This window comes from Collinsella sp. AF19-1LB, assembly GCF_003459655.1.
In the GTDB taxonomy this organism is placed as follows: domain Bacteria; phylum Actinomycetota; class Coriobacteriia; order Coriobacteriales; family Coriobacteriaceae; genus Collinsella.
On record NZ_QRWO01000001.1, the window covers coordinates 104,847 to 127,538 of the forward strand.

At 62.6% G+C, this 22,692-nt stretch carries 19 protein-coding genes, 2 tRNA genes and 1 pseudogene; 6 read left to right on the plus strand and 16 right to left on the minus strand.

Translation table 11 applies throughout. The features are described 5' to 3' along the window. From cbiE to cobM, 6 genes are all read right to left on the minus strand, one after another. Nucleotides 1–914, minus strand: a 914-nt coding sequence (gene cbiE / locus DWX39_RS00485; protein WP_199411422.1) for a precorrin-6y C5,15-methyltransferase (decarboxylating) subunit CbiE, incomplete at its 3' end; no start/stop codon positions are given. Beyond that, a complete protein-coding gene (gene cobJ, locus DWX39_RS00490; RefSeq protein WP_117758122.1) occupies nucleotides 902–1,645 on the minus strand; it encodes a precorrin-3B C(17)-methyltransferase in 744 nt (247 codons plus the stop codon). The genes cbiE and cobJ, both read right to left, overlap by 13 nt. After that, nucleotides 1,645–2,778, minus strand: a complete 1,134-nt coding sequence (locus DWX39_RS00495) for a cobalt-precorrin 5A hydrolase (protein ID WP_117758123.1) — start codon at nucleotides 2,776–2,778, stop codon at nucleotides 1,645–1,647. The genes cobJ and DWX39_RS00495 overlap by 1 nt, the downstream gene beginning before the upstream one ends. Further along, nucleotides 2,779–3,468, minus strand: a complete 690-nt coding sequence (gene cobI / locus DWX39_RS00500; protein ID WP_117758124.1) for a precorrin-2 C(20)-methyltransferase — start codon at nucleotides 3,466–3,468, stop codon at nucleotides 2,779–2,781. Further along, the gene (gene cbiD, locus DWX39_RS00505) at nucleotides 3,461–4,645 is read right to left on the minus strand and encodes a cobalt-precorrin-5B (C(1))-methyltransferase CbiD (RefSeq protein WP_233508818.1); all 1,185 of its coding nucleotides are present in this window, start codon (nucleotides 4,643–4,645) and stop codon (nucleotides 3,461–3,463) included. Before cbiD ends, cobI begins: the two co-directional genes overlap by 8 nt. Nucleotide 4,646: 1 nt before the next feature. Further along, nucleotides 4,647–5,438, minus strand: a complete 792-nt coding sequence (cobM, locus tag DWX39_RS00510; RefSeq protein ID WP_117758125.1) for a precorrin-4 C(11)-methyltransferase — start codon at nucleotides 5,436–5,438, stop codon at nucleotides 4,647–4,649. 458 nt (nucleotides 5,439–5,896) lie between these two features. Here cobM and DWX39_RS00515 point away from each other — a divergent pair, with 458 nt between their 5' ends. The 6 genes and pseudogenes from DWX39_RS00515 to DWX39_RS00540 form a co-directional block, all read left to right on the plus strand. Next, nucleotides 5,897–6,823: a sirohydrochlorin cobaltochelatase gene (locus DWX39_RS00515; protein ID WP_117583469.1), complete on the plus strand. Its 927-nt coding sequence runs from the start codon at nucleotides 5,897–5,899 to the stop codon at nucleotides 6,821–6,823. Nucleotides 6,824–6,969: 146 nt separating this feature from the next. After that, complete coding sequence (locus DWX39_RS00520; protein ID WP_117716075.1) at nucleotides 6,970–7,503, plus strand: hypothetical protein; 534 nt, start codon at nucleotides 6,970–6,972, stop codon at nucleotides 7,501–7,503. A gap of 4 nt (nucleotides 7,504–7,507) precedes the next feature. Further along, on the plus strand, nucleotides 7,508–9,079 hold the full coding sequence (locus tag DWX39_RS00525; protein WP_118071983.1) for an ABC transporter substrate-binding protein: 1,572 nt from the start codon (nucleotides 7,508–7,510) through the stop codon (nucleotides 9,077–9,079). 22 nt (nucleotides 9,080–9,101) lie between these two features. Further along, the gene (locus DWX39_RS00530; protein WP_117758127.1) at nucleotides 9,102–10,124 is read left to right on the plus strand and encodes an iron ABC transporter permease; all 1,023 of its coding nucleotides are present in this window, start codon (nucleotides 9,102–9,104) and stop codon (nucleotides 10,122–10,124) included. Further along, entirely contained in the window at nucleotides 10,125–11,441 is a 1,317-nt protein-coding gene (locus tag DWX39_RS00535) for an ABC transporter ATP-binding protein (protein WP_117758128.1), read from the plus strand. Nucleotides 11,442–11,470: 29 nt separating this feature from the next. Beyond that, nucleotides 11,471–11,695, plus strand: a pseudogene (locus DWX39_RS00540) (DDE-type integrase/transposase/recombinase); the annotation flags it as partial. Nucleotides 11,696–11,698: 3 nt separating this feature from the next. Here the strand turns inward: DWX39_RS00540 and DWX39_RS00545 are convergent. From DWX39_RS00545 to DWX39_RS00590, 10 genes are all read right to left on the minus strand, one after another. Then, the gene (locus DWX39_RS00545; protein WP_055250431.1) at nucleotides 11,699–12,310 is read right to left on the minus strand and encodes a TetR/AcrR family transcriptional regulator; all 612 of its coding nucleotides are present in this window, start codon (nucleotides 12,308–12,310) and stop codon (nucleotides 11,699–11,701) included. Nucleotides 12,311–12,426: 116 nt separating this feature from the next. Further along, nucleotides 12,427–13,734: a lysylphosphatidylglycerol synthase transmembrane domain-containing protein gene (locus DWX39_RS00550; RefSeq protein ID WP_117758129.1), complete on the minus strand. Its 1,308-nt coding sequence runs from the start codon at nucleotides 13,732–13,734 to the stop codon at nucleotides 12,427–12,429. A gap of 150 nt (nucleotides 13,735–13,884) precedes the next feature. Then, nucleotides 13,885–13,961 (minus strand) — tRNA-Glu (locus tag DWX39_RS00555). A 22-nt stretch (nucleotides 13,962–13,983) separates the two neighbouring features. After that, nucleotides 13,984–14,060, minus strand: a tRNA-Glu gene (locus tag DWX39_RS00560). 127 nt (nucleotides 14,061–14,187) lie between these two features. Beyond that, nucleotides 14,188–15,582 carry a CCA tRNA nucleotidyltransferase gene (locus DWX39_RS00565; RefSeq protein WP_117758130.1) on the minus strand — a complete coding sequence of 465 codons (1,395 nt, stop codon included), beginning with the start codon at nucleotides 15,580–15,582 and terminating at the stop codon, nucleotides 14,188–14,190. Between the two features lie 195 nt (nucleotides 15,583–15,777). Further along, nucleotides 15,778–16,710, minus strand: coding sequence for a 1-phosphofructokinase family hexose kinase (locus tag DWX39_RS00570; RefSeq protein ID WP_117758131.1), 933 nt, complete (start codon nucleotides 16,708–16,710; stop codon nucleotides 15,778–15,780). A gap of 183 nt (nucleotides 16,711–16,893) precedes the next feature. Then, entirely contained in the window at nucleotides 16,894–17,826 is a 933-nt protein-coding gene (locus DWX39_RS00575) for a 1-phosphofructokinase family hexose kinase (protein WP_055250439.1), read from the minus strand. Nucleotides 17,827–17,900: 74 nt separating this feature from the next. Then, on the minus strand, nucleotides 17,901–19,604 hold the full coding sequence (gene ptsP / locus DWX39_RS00580; RefSeq protein WP_117758132.1) for a phosphoenolpyruvate--protein phosphotransferase: 1,704 nt from the start codon (nucleotides 19,602–19,604) through the stop codon (nucleotides 17,901–17,903). Nucleotides 19,605–19,737: 133 nt separating this feature from the next. Beyond that, the gene (locus DWX39_RS00585) at nucleotides 19,738–20,001 is read right to left on the minus strand and encodes an HPr family phosphocarrier protein (RefSeq protein ID WP_022094575.1); all 264 of its coding nucleotides are present in this window, start codon (nucleotides 19,999–20,001) and stop codon (nucleotides 19,738–19,740) included. A 505-nt stretch (nucleotides 20,002–20,506) separates the two neighbouring features. Then, a complete protein-coding gene (locus DWX39_RS00590) occupies nucleotides 20,507–22,510 on the minus strand; it encodes a fructose-specific PTS transporter subunit EIIC (RefSeq protein ID WP_117758133.1) in 2,004 nt (667 codons plus the stop codon). Nucleotides 22,511–22,692 lie beyond the last annotated feature (182 nt).

Sequence of the window (22,692 nt, forward strand, 5' to 3'; positions counted from 1 at the left end):
GCCTCGATCGACACGCTCCCCGTGCCGGCGCCGACATCCCACACGGTGTCGGTCGCGGTAAGGCGCAGCTTCGCGAGCGCGACGGCGCGCACCTCCTGCTTGGTCATGGGAACGTCGCCGCGGATGAAGAGCTCGTCGGGAATGCCCGAGGAAGCGTACGGCCAGCGGGAGCTCGCGGCGCGGGATGCGCCCGCAGAGTCCGCCGCGAAAGAAGCCGCCGCGGGCGCAGACGCGCCGGCCGGCGCCTCGGAGGCTGCGCTAGAGCCCGCAGGCGACCCGGCGCAGCCTGCGAACTCGATAAGCATCACGTTCAAGTCGTCGAACGTCTGACCTGCGATTTCACTTGCGGTCGCGCAGGTGATGCGCTCGTCGGGGTACGACAGGCGCTCGGCCACCGTCACGCGCGCGTCCGCGAAGCCCGCCTGCACAAGCTCGCCCGAAAGCCGCGAGGGGTCTTCCCCGCCCGACGTGGCGAGGAAGAGCTCACCTGCGCGCTCGGCCTCGGCCACGATGTCGCACGCCACGCCGTGAGCGCTCGCGAAGCGCCAATCCTGCCATGGACGCGCGAGGCGCGCGGCGAGATACGACGCTGAGCTTATGCCGGGAATGACGCGCACGTCCACCCGCGCGTCGCCGGAGAGCGCCTCCACCAGGCGGCGCGCGCCGCTGAACAGCCCCACATCGCCCGTCATCACGACCACGGCGCGCTGCCACGACGCCGCATCAGTGAGCGCGGCGACGATGTCCGCCGTCTTCACGAGCTCGCATCTCACCACGTCGGGCGGCACGTCGATGCCGACAAGCGCGCGATGAGCGCCGATGACCACGTCGGCGATGTCGATCGCGTCGAGCGCCGCACGCGAGAGCAAGTCGGGGTTTCCGGGCCCCGCCCCGATGATCGTTACCTTTCGCATGGAATCTCCCGATACCCGCGCGGCGTGACCATACGGCCGCCTACGCGCTTCGTGTCCGCGTTGCCGACGAACACGGTGGTGAACATGTCGGCGTCGAACTCCCCCAGCTCGGAGAGCCTGCACATGCCCGACCGCTGCCCCTCGCGCCCGATGTTGCGTACCCAGCCGCAGAGCGTGTCGGGGGCCTTCCATTCGAGCATAATCTTCGCCGCGCGCGAGAGCCTGTCGGCGCGCTTTCTGCTGCGCGGGTTGTACAAACAGATGCAGAAGTCGGCGCTCGCCACGGCAGCGAGCCTGCGCTCGATGACCTCCCACGGCGTGAGCAGGTCGGAGAGCGACACGACCGCGAAGTCGTGGGCAAGCGGGGCGCCGAGCACCGCCGACCCGCTCTGAGCCGCGGTGGCCCCGGCGATAACTTCCACGTCTACATCGGGGTAGTCCTCCGCAAGCTCCAGCACGGGGCTCGCCATGCCGTACACGCCCGCGTCACCGCTGCACACGAGCGCCACGGCTTCTCCGCTCTGCGCGCGCGAAAGCGCCAGGCGGCACCGTTCGACCTCGTGCATCATCGGCGTCGCGAGATGCGCCGCGTCGGGCACGGCGGCGAGCGCGAGCTCCACGTATTTCGTGTACCCCACAACGATGTCGGCCGCCTCGAGCGCGCGCCGAGCCGCAATCGTCATGCCGTCGGGGCCGCCCGGGCCAATCCCCACCACGAAGAGCTTTCCCATCACCGCTCCTTAAACGAAAGTTCGATAGTTACCTTGGAAAACGCGACGGTCACGCCGCCGTGAGCGAGCTTCGGGAAGAAAAGTTTGCCCCCGCCCGCGAGCGCCGCGCGCTCGCACACGTTGTCGACCCCCACCGTCGCGCGCACGAAATCAGATGGCGAAACGCTGCCTTCGACCTGCGACAACTCCTCTGCGGAATACGTCGCGAGCGGGATACTGCGCGCGTGGCAGAAGGCGAGCAGACCCTCCTCGCGCGCCTTAACGTCGATCGTCGCCGCCTCGCGCACGGCCGAAGGCGAGATGCCCGCCTGCCCGCACGCGAGAAGAAACGCCTCCCCGATCGCTTCGGTGCACGCACCGCGACGGCACCCTATGCCCGCAACGATGCAGGGTAAGACAAGGTGAAGCGGCTCGGGCGCAGGCGCCTGCGCCCGCACGCCCGCCGGCTTCCCCGTCACACCGGCGGGCACGACCTCGCCCGTTGTCTCCGCCGCGCGAACGGACGCACCTGCATTCGCGCCAGCGAACGGCGACACGACGATATCGGCCCGAGCGCGGTCGGACGCAATGTCAACCCCCTCAGGCGGCTGTCCCGAAATCGGCATGTCGGAATAGAGCGCCACGCGCCCGCCCGAAAGCAGCCGCGCCGACACTCGCTTGATAGCCTCGGGATTCGAAACGGCGAGCCCAGCACAGCGCGCCCACGTATCCACCGCCCACACGCCGCGGACGTCGGTCGCCGTGGTGATGACGGGGATGGCCCCTGCCGCGCGTGCCACAGTTTGCGCAAGCTCGTTCGCACCGCCCAAATGCCCCGACAAAAGCGAGACGGCAAAGCGCCCCGCCTCGTCGATCACCACAACCGCGGAATCGTTTGCCTTCGAGGCGACATGCGGCGCGATCGCCCGCACGGCGATGCCCGCCGCGCCCACGAACAGAAGCGCGTCCGACGCTTCCCACGCGAGCGCCGTCCATGCGCGCAGGTCGGCCTTCCCCTCGCCGAACCCGCGCGAAACGGAAACGTTCCAGCCAGAGTCATCTTCACCTGTCTGCGCGCAATCGGAAAGCGCGCGTGCGGTGCGCTCCGCCAACGCATACCCCCTCTCAGTGAACGCTATGCAGGAAACCCTCATCTAGCGCACCACCATCGTCGAGAAGTAGCTGCCCCGATCGGGCACATCGTCGAGCGAGCGGTACACGCGCTCGCCCGGAAGCCCACAGTCCTCTACGAGCTCGGCACCGTCGAAGGCACCCTCCTCGCGAAGGATGCGCTTCGTGTCCGCAAGCGAGCGGCGCGCCTTCATGACCACCTTCGTCCCCGGCCAGCCGATTGCGCGGCGAACGTCATCGTAGCCGCCGGGCACGATGTGCAGAGGCGACGACATCTCGGGCGTGAGGTCGCGCTCGAGCGCCGCGGCGACCGCGCAGAAGCTCGGCACGCCGGGAATGGCGCGCGCCTCGAACCCGCGGGCGCGCACGTCGGGCGCTATGCGCTGGAAGGTGGCGTAGATGCTTGGGTCCCCCAGGTTCAGCAGCGCGACGTCGCGGGCCGCATCCAGGTGCGCGACAAGCTCGCGAACAAGCGAGGCATGCTCGGCCGCGCGGCGCTCGGCGTCGCGCGTCATCGAGAATCGCACGGGGATCACCGTCTTGCCTGTAAGGTCGACGGCGCCGCGCACAATGTCAAGCGCGACCATGACCCCGTCCGCCGTTTGCGGTGCGGCGATGACCGGACACGATTCGATTGTGCGGACGGCCTTGATCGTGAGCAGCTCGGGGTCGCCAGGCCCCGTGCCCACCCCGTACAGCACGCCTTTACTCATACGTCGCCCCCAATTCCCCGATAACAGCATCGGCGCCCGACGTGCGGAAAAGCTCGCGGCGCCCGGCGTCGAACACGACCGCGGCGATGTCGCATGCGCCCGCCGCGCGGCGGCGCAACCTGTCCTCGATTGCCGCAGCGAGCGAGGCGCGCACAGCATCCCCCACGCCGGCGGCCTCGATTACCTCAAGCGCCGTCGTGGTCGTGACCGACGACATGATCTCGTGCACGGTCTTCGCGCCCGCGCCGGCCAAGGCCGCGTGGGCGGCCAGAATCTCCGCGCGGCAGTCGGCGGTACGCGAATGGGTGTCCATGATGCCGCCCGCGACCTTCACTAGCTTGCCGATGTGTCCCACAAGAAGGACATTGGTAAATCCCTCGCGAACGCAGCAATCAATCGCATCGCCCACAAAGTTGGAGATGAAGACCACCGGCGCACCGTTTAGGTGGAAATGCCCCGAGATGAACTGCCCGCCGTAGTTGCCGGGCGTGAGCACGACTCCGCGCCGCCCCATAGCCGCATGCTGCCGGATCTCGAGCTCGATGCTGTCGCGCAAGGCAGCGAGGCTGCGCGGCTCGACGATGCCCGTCGTACCCAGGATGGAGATGCCGTCCTCTATCCCCAGGTGCGGGTTGAAGGTCTTTTCGGCAAGGGCAACACCCTCGGGTACCGAAATCGTCACAGCAATATTTCCAGAAAAGCCGTGCGCGGCGCACACCTCGCGCACCGCCGAAGTGATCATCGCGCGCGGCGTCGCGTTGATGGCGGCCGCCCCCACCGGCTGCTCAAGCCCGGGCAACGTCACGCGCCCCACGCCCACGCCGCCATCGACGGAAACTTCCGATTCGCGCGCGGGCACGCCCTTGCTGCCCGCAGCGCCCGTGCCCGGCCCCGCATGTTCCACGAGCGCGTACACGAGCACGCCGTCGGTCACATCGGCATCGTCGCCTGCGTCCTTTCGCACGGCGCACTGGGCGCACCCCTCGCCGATGCATACGTCGACCACGTCCGTCTCGACGGGCAGCCCGCCGGGGGTGACGATCGACACGCGGCCCACGGTCTTTCGTGACAAGAGCATCTCGCAGGCCGCCTTCGCCGCGAGAGCGGCGCAGCTCCCCGTGGTGTAGCCGCAGCGCAGGCGGGTCGTCCCGGTATATATGTAGTGCTCGAAGGCCACGCTAGCTGCTCGCCTTCCGATACCCCGTGGCAAACGAAGGGTCGTAAAGCTTGCTGCGCTCGTACGACTCCGCTTGCGCGCCGTCGTGCGCAAGCCCGCCGCGAGCTCCGAGCACGCGGCCCACCACCACGAGCGCCGTGCGGTCGATGCCCTCTCGCGCGCCCGCATCGGCGAGCGTGCCCACTGTGCATCGCACCACGCGCTCCTCAGGCCAGGTCGCCTTATACACGAGCGCCGCCGGCTCGTCGGAGCTGCGGCCCGCGGCCAAAAGCTCGGCGGAAAGCTCGGCGAGCATACCCGAGCTCAGGAAGATGACCATAGTCGAGCCGCTTTCCGCCATGGTGCGCATGCCCTCGCCCGCAGGCATGGGGGTGCGCCCGGAAAGCCGCGTGATCACGACCGACTGGCTGATTCCCGGCAGCGTGTATTCCTGGCGAAGCGCCGCCGCGGCACCGCAAAAGCTCGACACGCCGGGCACCACCTCGTAGTCCACGCCGCGCGCGTCGAGCGCGTCCATCTGCTCCTGGATGGCGCCGTACAGGCACGGGTCGCCCGTGTGCAGGCGCACCACTTCCTCGCCCCGCGCATCTGCCGCGCACATCACGTCGAGCACTTCCTCCAAGGTCATGTGCGCGCTGTCGTAGACGATGCAGGATTCCTTGCACTCAGCGAGCAGCTCGGGGTTCACAAGGCTCCCCGCCCAAACGACCACGTCGGCCGCGTGCAGAAGGCGCGCCCCGCGCAGCGTGATAAGGTCGGCGGCGCCAGAGCCTGCGCCAACGATATGAATCATCCGAGCCTTCCCTTCCCGTTTCTCATCGCAACCGTTTACGCCGCCATTCGCGCAGCGGGCAAAACACGGCGCCTGCGGCAGCAATCGGCGCAAATACGCAGGCAGGAGGCGCAATGCCGCCCGCGCTGGCTTTGACACGTTCACAAGTGCCCACTATCATAGTAAAAGTTTCGGCAACGAGCATATGACAATCGGATAAAAGGAAATGACCGGCGCGGCGCCTGCACAGCCCGCGCTGGCTTGCGGAGGGAACCAGGTGGGAATCCTGGGCAAGGGACATTACTGTATAGGACGCGCGGGCGAACCGCCTCGCGCCCCAAGCCAGACTGCTTCGCCTTTTCCTCACGGCATCGCCGTGGCGTTAGCTCCTTGTGAACCCCGAGGGGTGCGCTTTTCTTTCGCTTGTGCCGACAAGCAACTGTCGCCGGGGGACCGGCAAACCGAGGAAAGGAAAAACCATGTCCGACCAGATGTCACGCCGCGGCTTCATGGGCGCCGCAGCAACCGGAGCCGTCGCGCTCGCCGGAGTCGCGCTCGCGGGCTGCTCCAACACCTCCGCGAGTTCCGAGAAATCTAGTGAAAAGGAGAAGGCCGCGAAGCCGGTCATCCTCGTCACGAGCTTCGGCACGAGCTACAACGACTCGCGCCACATCACCATCGGCGCCATCGAAGACGCTATCCGCGAGAAGTACTGGCAGGACTACGACATCCGCCGCGCCTTCACCGCGCAGATCATCATCGACAAGCTGAAGAAGCGCGACGGCATCACGATCGACAACATGACCGAGGCGCTTGACCGCTGCGTGGAAGACGGCGTGAAGGAAATCGTCGTGCAGCCGACGCATCTCATGGCTGGCCTGGAATACGCCGACGTGAAAGACGAGCTCGACAAGTACGCCGACAAGTTCGACAAGATCTCGCTCGGCGACCCGCTGCTCACCTCCGACGACGACTACAAAAAGGTGGCCGCAGCCATTAAGGAGAACATGGCGTCCTTCGACGACGGCGAGACGGCGCTGTGCCTCATGGGCCACGGCACCGAAGCCGATTCCAACGCCGACTATGCCAAGATGCAGGAAGTGTTCAAGAACGAGGGTTTGACGCAGTTCTTCGTCGGCACCGTCGAGGCTGAACCGACCTGCGAGGATGTTATCGCCGCCGCGAGCGCCGCAGGCTACAAGAAGGCCGTGCTCGCGCCGTTCATGGTGGTCGCGGGCGACCACGCGAACAACGACATGGCAGACGAGACCGACCCCGACAGCTGGGCTGCGAAGTTCGTGGCCGCCGGCTTCGAAGTGACGTGCCTGCTCCAGGGTCTGGGACAGAACGTCGCGGTCGACGACATCTACGTCTCGCACGTGGACGACGCCATCGCCAAGCTGTAAACTCGCCGCGCACGGGGGCGCCGGTCGCGTCCCCGTGCAACGGGCATGCGCCTTTCCCCGACTGACGACGCATGCCCGTTGCATTCGCATCCCGACCGCCCACCGCACGGCGCGGACGGTCGAAGCGATTGAAAGGAACCCCCTCCATGTTGAAGAAAACCCTCGTCTTCGCCCTGTCGGCGGCGCTTTGCGCGTTCTCGCTCGCCGGCTGCGCCGGAAATTCAATCGACAGCGCAAAGGCAAGCGATGCCGATTCCCAGGAAAAGACCGAACAGGCGGCCGATGCGCCCGCGGGCGCAAGCGCTGCCCCCATCACCGCCGACAAGGTGGCCGACGGCACCTATCCAATCACCGTAGATTCCAGCTCGAACATGTTCAGGATCGTGGACGCCCAGCTCATCGTGGAAAACGGCTCCATGCACTGCGTGATGACGCTTTCCGGCACGGGCTACGGCAAGCTCTTCATGGGCACGGGCGACGAGGCTGCCGCCGCGAGCGAGGCCGACTTCATCCCCTATGTGGAAAACGCGGAAGGCAAGTACACCTACGACGTGCCCGTTGATGCGCTCGACGAGGACACCGCCTGTGCCGCGTGGAGTATTAGAAAAGAGCAGTGGTACGACCGCACACTTGTGTTCGAATCCGCCGGCGTCGATCTGCGCGCCGACGCACTGAAGTAACGCCATGCGGTCGATTCTTCCCAAGGGGGAAAACAGGAAGCTCCACAGCATCGCGGCGCGCGCGATCGCCTGCGTTCTCGTCGCCCTGCTCGCGCTTCCCTTCGCGGGGTGCAGTGCGAGCCCGAACGCGACCGGTGGCACGGCGGGCTCTCAGGAATACACGGTGAGCGTCTCGCTTTCCGGCGGGTCAGGGCGCGCAAGCATCGCCTCACCCACCACAATTGTGAAGGATGGCGACACCTACACCGCGACCATCACCTGGTCGAGTTCGAACTACGACAAGATGACCGTCGACGGCGTGGACTACGCGCCCGTAAACGACGGCGGCAACTCCACGTTCGAGATACCCGTCACGCTCGACGAGGACATCGCCGTGTCGGCCGAGACCGTCGCCATGTCGACGCCGCACACCATCGACTACACGCTCCACTTCGACTCATCCACCATGAAGGAGAAATCGGGCGACGATGCAAGCGGCGGCTCCCCTGCGGGAACGGCTTCAAGCGCCGCGGCCGACTTCCACAACGCCGATTTGGGCTGCGGCTGGGAGCCGACGGGAGCGCTTCAGCTTGAATACGCCGAGCACTTCACTGTCGACGAGTTCGAAGGCGGCCTGCGGCTTATCTGCATTTCGAACGGGGAGCGCTTCCTCGTGGTGCCGCAAGATGCGAAGGTACCTGATGGGTTAAGCTCCGACATCGCGGTCATAAGGCGCCCCGCCGACAAGGTGTACCTCGTGTCGTCGGCGACGATGTGCCTGGTCGACGCGCTCGATGCGAACGACAATATCTTAATGTCGGGCACGAAAGCCGACGATTGCTCGGTCGCGGGCTTCAAAAGCGCGCTCGGAAGTGGGGCGATCGCCTACGGCGGCAAGTACAGCGCGCCCGACTACGAGCGAATATCGGCCTCGGGCTGCACGCTCGCCATCGAGAACACCATGATCAACCACACGCCCGATGTGAAGGAAAAGCTGCAGAAGCTCGGGCTCGTCGTGCTCACCGAACAGTCGTCGAGCGAGCCCAAAGCACTCGGGCGCGTCGAGTGGATTAAGCTTTTCGGCGTCCTGTTCGACAAGGAAGACGAGGCCACGCACCTGTTCAACGAGCAGAAGGCCCGCGTCGAGCAAACGTCGGGGCTCGCGTCGTCAGGTAAAACCGTGGCGTATTTCTACATTAACTCGAACGGGGCCGCCGTCACGCGGCGGGCGGGCGACTACGTGGCGCAGATGATCGAGCTTGCAGGCGGCAGCTACGCGCTCGATGACGCGCAGACGGCGTCGACGTCAGGTTCGTCAGTAACGCTCGAAATGGAGCGCTTCTACGCGACAGCGAAGGATGCCGACATCATCGTCTACAACGGCACCATCGACGAATCGGTTGCCACCTTGAACGACTTCGTAGGCAAAAACGCGCTATTGTCGCAGTTCAAAGCCGTGAAGAACGGCAACGTCTGGGTCACAAGCGCCGACATGTACCAGCAGATGACTTCTACCGCCGACATTATCGACGAGCTGCACGGGGCGTTCACCGGCGATGACGCGAGCGACTTCCATTATCTGAGGAAGCTCGGTTAGCGCCATGAGAAGCCGGCTTTCCATGGCATACGACGAATCGGGGCGCGCCGCGCGGTGTCACGTCGTGACGGCGCTGCTCGCTGTTGCCCTCATCGTGCTCGTCGGGGCCAACCTGTGCATCGGGAGCGTGCTCGTGCCCGCAGACCACATCCCCGGCATCCTTTCGGGCGGCGCGGCCAATTCCATGGAAAGCCAGGTCATCTGGGAGATTCGCCTGCCGCGCGTGCTTTCAGCCGTGCTTCTCGGCGGGGCACTTTCGCTTTCCGGGTTCCTGCTGCAGACGTTTTTCAACAACCCCATCGCCGACCCGTTCATCTTGGGCGTCTCCTCGGGCGCAAAGTTCGTCGTCGCGCTTACGATGATCGTACTTCTAGGCGCGAACCAGGCCATGTCCTCGCCGGCCATGGTGGCCGCAGCGTTTCTGGGCTCGCTTATCACCATCGGCTTCGTGCTCCTCATCGCACGGCGCATAAGTTCCATGGCCATGCTCATCGTGGCGGGCGTCATGGTGGGATACATCTGCTCGGCGGCGACGAACTTCCTCATCGCCTTCGCCGACGACCAGTCCATCGTGAACCTGCACAACTGGTCTTTGGGTAGCTTCTCGGGTTCGAGCTGGGACGACATCGCGGTCATCGCGGTCGTGGTGATCACCGTGAGCGCATGCGTATTCGCGATATCGAAGCCCCTTTCCGCCTTCCAGCTGGGAGAAGCCTACGCGAAAAGCGTCGGCGTGAACGTCGAACGCTTCCGCGTGGTGCTCGTCCTTCTAGCGAGCATGCTCTCCGCCTGCGTGACCGCGTTCGCTGGTCCGGTGTCGTTCGTAGGCATCGCGGTTCCGCATCTCGTGAAGTCGGCGCTAAAGTCGTCGAAGCCCATCCGCGTGATTCCTGCGTGCTTCTTGGGAGGCGCCATCTTCTGCGCGGGCTGCGATTTGATCGCGCGCACGCTGTTCTCTCCCGTCGAGCTTTCCATCAGCGCCGTCACCGCCATCTTCGGCGCTCCGGTGGTTATCGCGCTCATGTTGAAGAAGCGGGTGAGGTAGATGCGGGAATTCGTGCCGCGGCCCAAAACGCTCGGAGGGGACATTCCATGCTTAGACAGTCCTGAGCTCGCACGAAAGCGCCAGAAGGCACTTTCGGCTCGTGCGGAACTGCGCGCGGAACGCCTCTTCCGAGCGGAGCCGAACCTCGAAACTACGGTCGAAACGCAGGCTGACGGAGCGCCGCTTTTCCACATAAGCGACCTGTCGGCGGGCTACGACAAGAAGGTCGTAGTCGGAGGCGTCGATCTGGAGGTTCGCGCGGGCGACGTCGTGGCGCTCATCGGGCCGAACGGCTCGGGCAAGTCGACCATCTTAAAAACCATCACACGCCATCTGGCACCGCTTGCCGGCGCGGTCGAGCTCGACGGGCGGGAGATTTCCCGATGGAAGACGGCGGAGTTTGCAAAGAACCTTGCCGTTATGCTGACAGATCGCCCCCGGACCGAGCTCCTCACCTGCCGCGATGTCGTAGAGGCGGGAAGGCACCCCTACACCGGGCGAATGGGCACACTCTCGCCCGACGACCATAGTCGGGTCGACGAGGCCATGAAAACCGCACGTGTGGAAGAGCTCGCCGAGCGCGACTTCATGCAGATAAGCGACGGGCAACGCCAGCGCGTCATACTCGCACGCGCCATCGCGCAGGATCCGCGTGTGCTCGTGCTCGACGAGCCCACGTCGTATCTCGATATCCGCTACCAGATCGACCTGCTGCGAATACTTCGCCACCTTGCGAAATCGCGGAATGTGGCTGTCATCATGTCCATCCACGAACTCGAGCTCGCGCAGAAAAGCGCCGACAAGGTGATTTGCGTGAAGGACGGCCGGGTCTTCCGCGCCGGCGTACCCGAGGACATATTCACGCGCGAGACGATTGGCGAGCTCTACGGCCTTCAACATGGCACCTTCAACGAGCGCTTCGGCAGCGTGGAAATTGGACGCCCGCACGGCGATGCGCACACGTTCGTCATCGCCGGCGCAGGTACGGGGTCGGCTGTGTTTCGCCAGCTCATCCGGCAGGGCAAGGCGTTCTACACGGGCGTTCTGCACGAAGGGGACATCGACTGCGAGCTAGCGCGCGACCTGGCGGCGGAATGCGTGGCCGAGCGCGCCTTCGAGCCGATCGGGGATAAAACCATAGCCCGCGCCAAAGAGCTCCTCGTCCACTGCGCGCGCCTTATCGTGTGCCCCGCCGCCTTCGGCACCATTAACGCCCGCAACGCAGAGCTCGTCGAGTTCGCACGCTCGCACGGTATCGAGGTCATGCGAGCGTGCGAAGGCGCATCGGAGGATTCCCAATTGGGGTGGAAAGGATAAACTGGACTTTCTTTTAAGGATCCTCAGGCTACAGCTCCTACGCCGGCGAGGTCTACAAGGCGCCGGAGAACCTCGTAAACAGGAATTTCCACGCCGACGAGCCCAACCTGCTGTGGCTCACCGACATCACCGAGTTCAGGCTCCCGGGCGGCGAGAAGGTCTACCTGAGCCCGGTCATCGACTGCTTCGGCGGGATGCTCGTCGCCTGGTCGATCGGGCTGCACCCCGACAAGCGCCTCGCGAACTCGAGCCTGCGCCTAATCCAAGCGAGATTCCAGACTCGACAGGCCATTGAGAGTCAGGTCGTTGGCGACCTCCGAGACGCGCTCGATAGGAACCGAGCCGTCAGACAGCGCCCATGTGCGATAGATTCCGATAATACCCGACAGCAAAAACGCCAGATAGTAGTCGAACATCTCGTCCTTGAGACCGTGGGGCAGCAGATCGCGCTCGGCAATCTCGTGCTCGAGCGGCGCACGAAGACGAGCCATAAAATCATCGAGCGGAATGTTCTCGATCAGCTGACGATTGAGCACCAGGTTGTTGCACAGCGCCTCGTTAACGGTTTTAAAGAAGGTCGCCGCCGCGCCCAGGGCGCGCTCGTTGGTGTCACCGTCCATGGAAGCAAGCGTTTTCTCGACCGAGTCGACAATCATCTCCACCACATCGACGGCAATGGCATCGAGCAAGCCATCAACCGTACCAAAGTGCACGTAGAAGGTTTTACGGTCGACATTGGCCTCGCGCGCGATGGCACTCACCGTAATGTCTGCCAGCGGCTTTTCCATGAGCAAGCGCTCAAAAGCGGAAAGGATGGCATTGCGGCTGCGAACGATACGGCGATCAATACGCGGTTTACTGGTGGCCATGGGTGTGTCCCTTCGATATGCGAGCATTCATCAACAGATGAGAGATAATCTACGTAAGAGGATTATCCCCCATACAGCTCAAATATGCCCCGCATCATGAAGAACGCACGACTGCCCTACCGCGACTTAGGGTGCTTCTTCTTATTGAGCGCCGACGGAGATACGCGGATACCGTCGCCCGTCTGGCGCACATAGGCTTTATGAGCCGGCTTAGCGGTCCCAGAAGCCTTCTGAGCGTGCTTCCTGGGATCAACGGTAACAGCATTCGTGGGGTGCGGCTTAGTGGGCGCAGAGGGCGTCTGAGGCTCGCGGCCGATTTTGCGCATCACGCGATCCCAGCGCGCATGGATGCTCTCGTTGTGGGCGCTCTTAAGTCCCAGCAGGGGCGCAGCCAAAATGGTCGGCGCAATAAACGTAATGAGGCGCCACAGCAGATAGCCGGCGGTCGAAGCCGACCCAAAGAAATGACCCAAGAACAAAGCAAAGCCGCCCTCAGCGCCACCAGTTCCACCGGGCAAGGGAACCGCAGAGCTCAGCAGCTGGACAAAGGCGCTCGCGGCCATGACCGAGAAAAAGTCGACCTCGTGATGGCCAAAGGCAAGCATCAGGAAATACGGAACCAGATAGAAAAACGCGAGCTGCAGCATGGTGATAAACACGGTGAGCAGCATGGACGAAAAATGTCCGGCCGAAAGCTTGAACTTCTCGGAGAAGGAGTAGATCTCGCCGTCGACAAACGTGCGCCATCCCTCGATCTTAGTGGCCGAGACACCTATGCGCTCGAGCCAATTGATGATGCAATGGGCAACGCGCGTGACGGTCTTAGGCATGAGCGCGACGGCGAAGATGCCCAGCAAGATGCAGCAATGCCCACCAAAGCTAAAGACGCACAGCAGCGTCATGTCGCCATAGCGCTCGGCAAAAAACGGCATGCGAGCAAGCAGTAGGATAGCCCCCCAGGCAACGAGGCCAAACTGGTACACGATAAAGCGCGTGAACTGCGTGGCTCCGGCCTCGCCGACATTTTGGCCCGCCTTGGTCAGGCGGTAGATCTGGGCGGGAGTCGAGCCCATCATCATAGGCGTGAGGTTGCCAAAGAAGATGCCACTCGCCTCGACCGAGATCAGGTCGCGAATGCCGACGGGTGAATTGGGGTCAAGCCATACGGCGATCGCATAGGCCACAATGCCAAAGAACAGATACATGAACATGCAAAGACACGCGACAAAGAGCCATGACGCCTGCACGCTCGACATAGCGGCCCAGAACTGCCCCATCTGCCCGGTTACCACCAGATAGACGATATAACCCACCAGCACGACGCCGATAAAGATGGCGCCGCGGCGTGCGCTCTTATTGTCATCTCCGCCCGAGGCCTCAACCTCGACCTGGGGCTTAGACGTATGCTGAGAGGACTCCGTCATGAGACTCCTTCTAACAGTCAAAATATCTTGGTTATTGTACCCGTAAGGGCCATAGGAAGAACGCAAAGCTCTGGTTCAAACGGGAATTGCAGACGGTTGTTTGGAAATAAAAAACCCGGGCTTCCATGGGAAGACCGGGTATCAGATGCGTGGTAGCCCGTACCAGATTCGAACTGGTGATCTCCGCCTTGAGAGGGCGGCGTCCTAAACCGCTAGACGAACGGGCCATAGACCTCAGCAGAAAAGAAGTGGTAGCCCGTACCAGATTCGAACTGGTGATCTCCGCCTTGAGAGGGCGGCGTCCTAAACCGCTAGACGAACGGGCCACATGACATCTGCACTGCCGTGCTGCGAGGAAATATATTACGGGACAAAAAACGTCAGCGCAAGAAGAAATTCCAAATTGCCGAAAAATTGTCGGCAGGTTATGGAACACGCAGGTAAACTGGGTAGCTAATTCAAGTTGAGATGGACCAAAAGAGCTTCGCGCTCGTTGGAAATGTTGTCTTCGATCACGGCGTCGAGGGCGGAGTTGAGTAGCTGGCCTAGCTCGGGCCCCGGCTTCACACCGGCGCGGATCAGGTCGCCGCCGTTAATGGCGAGCATCTTGAGCGTATAGGGTTCCCCCGCCTTCAGCAGCTCGTGCGCCATTGCGCGCATCTCCTCAATCGTCTCGACGTAATAGAAGCACGACGGGGCCTTGCCCAGCGTGTCGGCACGCTTGAGGTCCATAAGCTCGTCGATTAAGCGCGCTGTATCGACGCCCTCGCCCGAAAGCGCGCGCATCATATTGAGCAGGCAGGAGCGCTCGGGGCGCAGCGGCTTATCGTGATATTTGATGAGCAGGCACACGTCGCGCACCAGGTCGTGCGAGAGCGCCAGGCGATCCATAATGACGCGCGCTTTCTTGGCGCCGAGCTCGGGATGACCGTAGAAGTGTCCGCTGCCGGCGTGATCGACCGAAAAGCACTCGGGCTTGGACACATCGTGCAAAAACGCCGCCCACATAAGGCTCGACGAGGGCGCGACGCCGTCGCACAGCGCCAGCTCCCCTGCCACCGTCAGCACGCGGGCGATATGCTCGTAGACGTTAAACGCATGATAGACACTGCTTTGATCAAACCCGCGAGCGGGCGCAAGCTCGGGCACGGCGGCACAGATGAGCTCGGGATAGCGAAGCATCGCGTCTCCCCCATGACCGGTCGAAAGAATGCCCTCGAGCTCAATACCCACACGCTCGCGCGCCACGGCATCGAGCAGCGGTGCGCACTCGGCAAGCGCGCGCTTGGTCTCGGGCTCAATCATAAAGTCAAGGCGGCAGGCAAAGCGTACCGCACGCAGCATGCGCAGGGCGTCCTCGTTAAAGCGGCGCTTGGGATCGCCGACAGCGCGAATCAGCTTGCGCTCCAGATCACCCTGGCCGTCATAGCGGTCGACAAGCCCGCGCTCGGGATGCCAGGCCATGGCGTTGACGGTAAAGTCGCGGCGCGCCAGATCGTCCTCGAGCGAGGCGGCACGCTCCACACTCTGGGGATGGCGACCATCGGTGTAAAAGCCATCCAGACGGTACGTGGTGACCTCGATACGCTCGCCATCGGAAATAGCCGTGATTCCGCCAAATTTAATGCCGGACTCCACAACCGCGATGCCGGCGGCCTCGAGCGCCGCTTTGGACTCCTGCCACAGGCCGCTACAGCACATATCAACATCGTGGCTGGGGCACCCCATCAGGGCGTCGCGCACCCAACCGCCCACGTACCAAGCCTCAAGACCAGCCGCCTCAAGCGCGCGCAGGACGCACAGGGACGCATCGGACGGTTGAGTACCGTTGAGCGAAACATTGCACATGCCTATGGCCTCCTGCACTTGTGAGCATAAATCGATGGTTCTCAAGAAGTCTAACAAGAAACGAGAAAACACGCACACGCAATCGCGTCGTCGATTAGATAAATCGAGACAGCAGACGCCACATACGTTCAGCGCGCAAAAAACACCCGCCTTGGTAATCCAAAGCGGGTGTTCGGCAACGACGCATCGATGCTGCTAGCAGACCTGGCGAATCTCAATGTGCTTCTTGTATTCGTCCACCTTGGCAAAATCGCCCAGACCCGGGCACTCGACCACGTTGGCGCCGGTAGCCATCGAAAGGCGCAGGGCGTCCTCGACTCGCTCGGGAGCGTCGTGCCATACGGACAGGAAGGCAGCGAGCGAGGAATCGCCGGCGCACACCGTCGACAGCAGCTTGACGTCGAAGGTGCGATTGGCAAACCAGATGTGCTCGCCGTTGGAGAAGTACGCACCGGCGCCACCGAGGGTCAGCAGCACGTTCTTAGCGCCCTTGGCGTGCAGCTCGGCCATGGCGCCCTTGACGGACTCGTCGTCGCCACCGCTCACCTTAATGCCAAAGATGTCGAGCAGCTCGTCGTCGTTAGGCTTAATGAGCAACGGCTCCATAGCAATGAGGTCGGCCAGCTGATGGCTCGAGATGTCAAGGACGAACTCGGCCCCCTTGGCCTTGACGCGGTGCAGGACCTCTGCCAGGAAGCTCTCGGAGGTGTTGGGGGGCAGCGAGCCGCTGATAACCAGGCAGGTCATGTCATCGAGCGAATCGATAAGCTCAAACATCTCCTGCTCGTTGGCTTCGTTGATGGCGGCACCGGCGTTGACCATGTTGTACTCGGTGTCGGGACCGGCGTTGAGGAACACGTTAACACGCGTGATGCCGTCAGTCCACACGGGCTTGACGGGCACGCCCAGGGCCTCGGCGCCCTTAACGATATACTCACCCGAGAAGCCGGCGAAGAAGCCCAGGATCGTGGTGTCGACGCCGTAGTGGTCGAGCGTAAACGAAACGTTGAGACCCTTGCCGTTGGGGGTGTAGACAGCGTTACGGGTGCGGGTAACGGTGTTGGCGGACAAGCCATCGCAGGAGATGTTGTAGTCAATAGCGGGATTTGCAGTAAGCGTGTAAATCATGAATGTTCCTTTCACGAAGCAACGAGTTAATGAAAGTATATTCCACGCTTCGGCAAAAGGCTACAACAACTCGGTGAACGGTGTGGAACGCGTGAAGCGCGGCTCCGAGGTTCGAGTGGGACAAAAAACGGCGCCCCGGTCGAAACCGGGACGCCGTATGCGCACGAGTTTGTCGTGTTTCGCTTACTTGCGATCGAGCTTGCGAACGGCAACGCGCTTGCTGTACTCGTCGACGTGACCAAAGTCGCCGATGCCGACGGACTCAGCAACGTTGGCGCCGGTGGCCATAGCGAGCTTCATGGCCTCCTCGACGTTGTCGCGATCCCTGTACCACTTGTGCAGGAACGCAGCGAGGGTGCAGTCGCCGGCGCAGACGGAAGAGACAAGCTTGATGTTGAACTCACGCTTGGCATACCAGATGTCCTCGCCGTTGGAGAAGTAAGCGTCACCGCGGCTACCACGGGTGAGCAGCACGTTCTGGACGCCGGCCTCGTGAGCCAGCTTCATGGCAACGCGGACCTCGTCGTCGGTGTCGACCGGCACGCCGAAGATAGCCTTCATCTCGTGATGGTTCGGCTTAATGAGCAGCGGCTTCTTGTGAGCGAGCTCCTTGAGCTTGTCGGAGGACAGGTCCAGGACGACGTCGGCGCCACGGGCCTGAGCGTGCTCCATGACCTGAGCCAGGAAGTCGGGCGTAGCTTTGGGAGGCACGGAGCCGGAGACGATCAGGCACTCAAGGTCGCCCGCGGTGTCCAGGATGTTGTAGAGCTCCTCCTGATGCTGCGGCGTGATCGGAGCACCGGGGTTCAGGATGCCGTACTCGTGCTGGCCATCGTTGACGTAGGTGTTGATGCGCGTGATACCGTCGGTCCAGACCGGGCGGCAGAGGCAACCCAGGTTCATGACCTCCTCGACGATGAACTTGCCCGTGAAGCCGGCGAAGAAACCGAGCGCGACGGTGTCGACGCCCATCTTCTTAAAGGCGAAGGACACGTCGAGGCCCTTGCCGTTAGCCGTGTAGCTGGCCGAGCCGGTGCGGACGTTCTCGTCGGGCTCGAGCGGAGAGCTCGAAACCGTCATGTCGACAGCCGGGTTAGCGGTTAGCGTGTAGAACATTTACAGTACCCCCTGTATATGTGAGGGCCGCGTGGCCGGCCCATTCCAACCACGCGGTTACCTCTGATACCAAATTAGCGAGCTGCGGACTCGAGCAGTGCCTTGACCTCGGCAGCGGTGTTGCAGGCGAGCGCCTTCTCGGCGAGCTCGTCGCACTCGGCCTTGGTCCACTGGCTGATGGTCTTGCGGGCGCGCAGGATGGACGGAGCGCTCATCGAGAACTCCTCCAGGCCCCAGCTGATCAGCAGCGGCTCGAGCAACGGATCGGCAGCGGCCTCGCCGCACATACCGACCATGATGCCGGCCTTCACGCCGCTCTCGATGATGTTCTTGAGCGAGCGGAGCACGGCGGGATAGTAAACCTGGTACAGGTTGGAGATGGTGTCGTTGCCACGGTCGGCGCACATGGTGTAGCCGATCAGGTCGTTGGTGCCGATGGAGAAGAAGTCGGCGACCTCGGCCAGGCGGTCAGTGAGCAGCGAGGCGGCAGGCGTCTCGACCATGATGCCAACCTCGATGTTCTCGTTGAACTTGCGACCCTCTTCGGTCAGCTCGGCCTTGCACTGCTCGACGAGCTCCTTGACAGCCAAGACTTCCTCGACGCAGGTGACGAGCGGGATCATGATCTTGACGTCACCGAAGGCGCTGGCGCGCAGCAGGGCGCGGAGCTGGACCTTGTACTGGTCGGGGTTGGCCAGGCAGTAACGCACGGCGCGGAAGCCCATGAAGGGGTTCTCTTCCTTGACCATGTGCAGGTACGGAATCTCCTTGTCGCCACCCACATCGAGCGTGCGGATGATGACCGGAGCACCCTTGAGCGCGCTGGCGACCTTACGGTAGGCGTTGAACTGCTCCTCCTCGGAAGGAAGCTCAGCAGAGTCCATGAACAGGAACTCGGAACGGAACAGGCCGATAGCCTCGGCGTCGTGATCGAGCGCGTTGGGCACGTCATCGGGGTTGCCGATGTTGCAGGCAATGATCTTCTTGATGCCGTCGGCAGTCACGGACGGCTTGCCGCGGAAGGCCTCGAGAGCCGCCTTCTCGGCAGCGAAAGCCTCGGCCTTGGCAGTGTAAGCGGCGAGCGTCTCCTCATCGGGATCGGCCTCGACGATACCCTTGCCACCGTCGACGACAACGGTCATGCCGTTGCGCAGTGCGGTGCAGCTGTTGGAAACCGAAAGGACAGCCGGGATCTCGAGGGCGCGCGCAATGATTGCGGAGTGCGACGTGCGGCCACCAGTCTCGGTGACGATACCGGCAACGTGCGCCTTATCGATCGTGGCGGTCATGGACGGCGTGAGGTCGTGCACGACAACGACGGTGTTCTCGGGCAGGACGGAGAGGTCGACGACCTCCTTACCCAGCAACTCGGCCAGAATGCCGGTACGGATGTCGGCGATGTCGGCCGCGCGCAGACGGAACATCTCGTCGTCCATGGACAGGAACATGTTCTCGAACATGGTCGAGGTGTCCATGAGCGCCTGCTCGGCGCAGGTGCCGCCGTCAATGGCGGCGTTGATGGCGTCGGTCATGCCCGGATCCTGAGCCAGGACAATGTGTCCGCTCATGATCTCGGCCTCGGCCTCGCCCACCGTCTCCTTCATGTGGTCGGCCTGAGCCTGAGTCTTCTCGCAGAAGACCGAAAGAGCGGTCTGATAGCGTTCCTTCTCTGCTGCCGAATCAGCAACCTCGTGCGGCTCAAACGTCAAGTCGGGATCGACGGCGACCATAACGGTGCCGATACCGATGCCCTCGGAAGCGTTGACTCCCTGATACATTCCCATTCCTCTCTCCGTGTCATGTGATAAAGCGTTTTGCCATATCCATGACAAAAGAGCGCAGCTACCTTACAACAGGTCACTGCGCCCCCAAATATGAACTTAGTTGTTCAACATGCGACCCGTTTGAGTTCTACTCGCCAAGACCGCTCTTGATGAGCTCGATGGCAGCAGCCAGAGCCTCGGCCTCGTCGGCGCCGTCGCACTTGACCTCGACCTCGGTACCGCAGGGGATACCAGCAGCCATGAGGGCCATCGGGGACTTGCCGTTGACCTCCTTCTCGGGGGTGACGACCGTCACGTCACAGGCATACTTGCCCATGGTGGAGGCGAACAGACCAGCCGGACGCATGTGCAGACCCTGAGGATTAACGAGGGTAGCCTTCTCAGAAACCATAATTGTCTCCTTTTTGTGTTTAACCCCTGTCATGCATGTGGCAGGAGTCAGATTCACGACGTTGTTTATATTAACTCACATCAAACGGTTTTTCATTGTGTTTCGCACGAATTGTTGGACAGATGTCGTTCCTGTACGTTCGTCTGCCGGGCGGGGCGGTTAAGTTTGCTGCTCTACAGTCCTGCGCAAGACGGAAAGCACATTAAGTGCTTTCCTTTGCGTGCGGAACTCGCGACAAACTGAACCGCCCCGCCCGGCAGGCAAGCTGCGGAAACTCGGTCGGTCCAGAGCAATATCGTGCAAACAGAATTCTGGCTAATTTTTTGTTCGCCTGGTTGATCTAGTTGATGGAGCCTATCTATACCCTCTTGTGGACTGAGGACTGTCCCAAACTGCCGGCAGAAAAGGAACGTCCCTAAGTGCCGAGTAGGGATGAAAAAGGCGGAGGCCCTGGTGAGGGTCTCCGCCTTTTTACAGGGGGCGATATTAATCGCTGACTGCTGGATTAGACCAGGCGGGCGTTGATCGTCTTGGCGATCTCGGCGGCGTCGGTGGAACCCTTGACGGTGCCACGGAAGTCCTCGTCCATGAGCGCCTCGGCGACCTTGGACAGGATCCTGAGGTGCGTGGTGCCAGCCTGTGCACCGGGGATGAGCAGGGCGATAGCCACGTTGACGGGAGCGCCGTCCATGGTGTCCCAACCGGTCACGCCGGATTCGTCCTTAACGACGATGACGGCGGCCTCGGTAATGGCGTCGGACTTGGCATGCGGGATGGCGAAGCCCTCCATCATGCCCGTGGTGCCCTCGGCCTCGCGGGCCAGGAAGGCGTTCATCACGGCGTCGGCGTCGCTTGCGATACCGGCCTTGACGGCCTGGTTGGAAACGAAGCTCAGAGCCTCGTCACGAGAAGCGAAGTCCTCGGCGACAAAGACATTCTCGACCTTCACGAAGTCGGCAGCCTCGGCCTTGGGGGCCTCGACGGCAGCGGCCTTGGGGGCCTCAACGGGCTTGGCTGCAGGAGCGGCCTTCTGGTTCTTCTCAAAGTCGTACTTCTTGAAGGCCACGAACAGGATGCCACCGACCACAGCGCCGATGAGGATAGCGAGGACCCAAAGCGGACCGTTCTCGACAACGGGCAGGACCAGGAAGCCACCGTGAGGCGCCGGATCGTGAACGTTGAACATAATGGTCAGGATCGAAGCGATAGAGGAACCGAGCATCATGATGGGCATGACGGGCCAGATGTTCTTGGTCATGAACGGAATGGCGCCCTCGGTGATGTGGGTGCAACCAAGGATGAGGTTGACGACACCGGCGTCGTGATCCTCCTGGCTGAAGTACTTCTTGCCGACAACGACGGCGAAGGTAGTGATCAGCGGCGGAACGATGCAGGCGGCGGAGACGGCAGCCATGAAGTTAGTGCCGAAGTTGTAGGTATCGGTGCCAACGCCGGCAGCCAGTGCCTCGGTGAGCATAGCAGTACCAGTGACGTAAGCAGCCTTGTTGACCGGGCCACCCATGTCAAAGGCGCACATGCAGCCGATGGCAAGACCCAGGACAACGGCGCCAGAGGCGGACAGGCCCTTGAGGAAGTCCATCATGGCGGTGTTGATGGCAGCCATGGGGCCGGAAATGCCGAGCATGACCAGGCCGACGATAGCCGTCGAGAACAGCGGGTACAGGAAGATGGCCTTGAGGCCGTCCAGGTTCTTGGGCAGACCGGCAAAGACCTTCTCGAGCAGCAGGATGACATAGCCAGCGAGGAAGCCGCCGACGATGCCGCCCAGGAAGCCGAAGCCCACGCCGGCGCCACCGGCGTCGATCATGCCGGTCTCGGCGTTAACAGGCAGGCCCTGAATGGCGATCATACCGGCAACAAAACCAGGGACGAGCGCCGGGCGCTTACCGATGGACTCGGCGATGTAGGCGGAAAGCACCGGAACCATGAGGTTCATGGCGATGCCGCCGATGATCTTGAGCATCGCAGCAAAGCTGTTGTAGTCAGACGCCGTCGAATCGAAGGACGTAATGCCCCACAGGAACGAGACGGCGGTCAGGACACCACCGGCAACGACGAAGACCAGCATATGGCTGACGCCGTTCATAAGGTGCTTGTAGATGACGTGACCGATGGACTCCTTCTCCTCGGCCTCGTCCTCGACATCGGCAGCGGCTGCAACCGTGTTGTCGCCCTTGGCGGCGAGCGCGCGGTCAATCAGCTTACCGGCGGCCTCAACGGACAGGGCCTTGGAAACACCAACGGAAACCATGGGCTTGCCGGCGAAACGCTCAGCCTGGACATCCTTATCGGCTGCGACGACGACGGCCTTGGCACCAGCGATCTCACTCTTGGTGAGCTCGTTCTCGACACCGACCTGGCCATGAGTCTCGACCTTAATGGTCAGACCGCGCTCGGCAGCTGCCTTCTCCAGCGCCTCCTTCGCCATGAAGGTGTGCGCGATGCCGGTCGGGCAACCGGTGGCGGCGATGATGTCAAACTTAGCCATGTGTCCCTCCTTTTTAAGTTTTGCGCCCGCAGGCGCTCCCCTACACGCGCGTCCTTGCGCGCTTTTCCACAACTGAAAGATACCAACCTACCGTCCGCGTGAGAAGAGACACGGCGCAATTCTCCGGTGAAAGGTTCTTTCATAACCGTAAACGGTAGGTGAAAGTTTACCATCAACACTTG

What these genes read in the sequence shown, in the direction of transcription:
- cobJ (WP_117758122.1), bottom strand. Translation starts at nt 1,645, where the DNA reads ATGGGAAAGCTCTTCGTGGTGGGGATTGGCCCGGGCGGCCCCGACGGC.
- DWX39_RS00495 (WP_117758123.1), bottom strand. Translation starts at nt 2,778, where the DNA reads ATGAGGGTTTCCTGCATAGCGTTCACTGAGAGGGGGTATGCGTTGGCG.
- cobI (WP_117758124.1), bottom strand. Translation starts at nt 3,468, where the DNA reads ATGAGTAAAGGCGTGCTGTACGGGGTGGGCACGGGGCCTGGCGACCCC.
- cobM (WP_117758125.1), bottom strand. Translation starts at nt 5,438, where the DNA reads ATGATTCATATCGTTGGCGCAGGCTCTGGCGCCGCCGACCTTATCACG.
- DWX39_RS00515 (WP_117583469.1), top strand. Translation starts at nt 5,897, where the DNA reads ATGTCCGACCAGATGTCACGCCGCGGCTTCATGGGCGCCGCAGCAACC.
- DWX39_RS00520 (WP_117716075.1), top strand. Translation starts at nt 6,970, where the DNA reads ATGTTGAAGAAAACCCTCGTCTTCGCCCTGTCGGCGGCGCTTTGCGCG.
- DWX39_RS00525 (WP_118071983.1), top strand. Translation starts at nt 7,508, where the DNA reads ATGCGGTCGATTCTTCCCAAGGGGGAAAACAGGAAGCTCCACAGCATC.
- DWX39_RS00530 (WP_117758127.1), top strand. Translation starts at nt 9,102, where the DNA reads ATGGCATACGACGAATCGGGGCGCGCCGCGCGGTGTCACGTCGTGACG.
- DWX39_RS00535 (WP_117758128.1), top strand. Translation starts at nt 10,125, where the DNA reads ATGCGGGAATTCGTGCCGCGGCCCAAAACGCTCGGAGGGGACATTCCA.
- DWX39_RS00545 (WP_055250431.1), bottom strand. Translation starts at nt 12,310, where the DNA reads ATGGCCACCAGTAAACCGCGTATTGATCGCCGTATCGTTCGCAGCCGC.
- DWX39_RS00550 (WP_117758129.1), bottom strand. Translation starts at nt 13,734, where the DNA reads ATGACGGAGTCCTCTCAGCATACGTCTAAGCCCCAGGTCGAGGTTGAG.
- DWX39_RS00565 (WP_117758130.1), bottom strand. Translation starts at nt 15,582, where the DNA reads ATGTGCAATGTTTCGCTCAACGGTACTCAACCGTCCGATGCGTCCCTG.
- DWX39_RS00570 (WP_117758131.1), bottom strand. Translation starts at nt 16,710, where the DNA reads ATGATTTACACGCTTACTGCAAATCCCGCTATTGACTACAACATCTCC.
- DWX39_RS00575 (WP_055250439.1), bottom strand. Translation starts at nt 17,826, where the DNA reads ATGTTCTACACGCTAACCGCTAACCCGGCTGTCGACATGACGGTTTCG.
- ptsP (WP_117758132.1), bottom strand. Translation starts at nt 19,604, where the DNA reads ATGTATCAGGGAGTCAACGCTTCCGAGGGCATCGGTATCGGCACCGTT.
- DWX39_RS00585 (WP_022094575.1), bottom strand. Translation starts at nt 20,001, where the DNA reads ATGGTTTCTGAGAAGGCTACCCTCGTTAATCCTCAGGGTCTGCACATG.
- DWX39_RS00590 (WP_117758133.1), bottom strand. Translation starts at nt 22,510, where the DNA reads ATGGCTAAGTTTGACATCATCGCCGCCACCGGTTGCCCGACCGGCATC.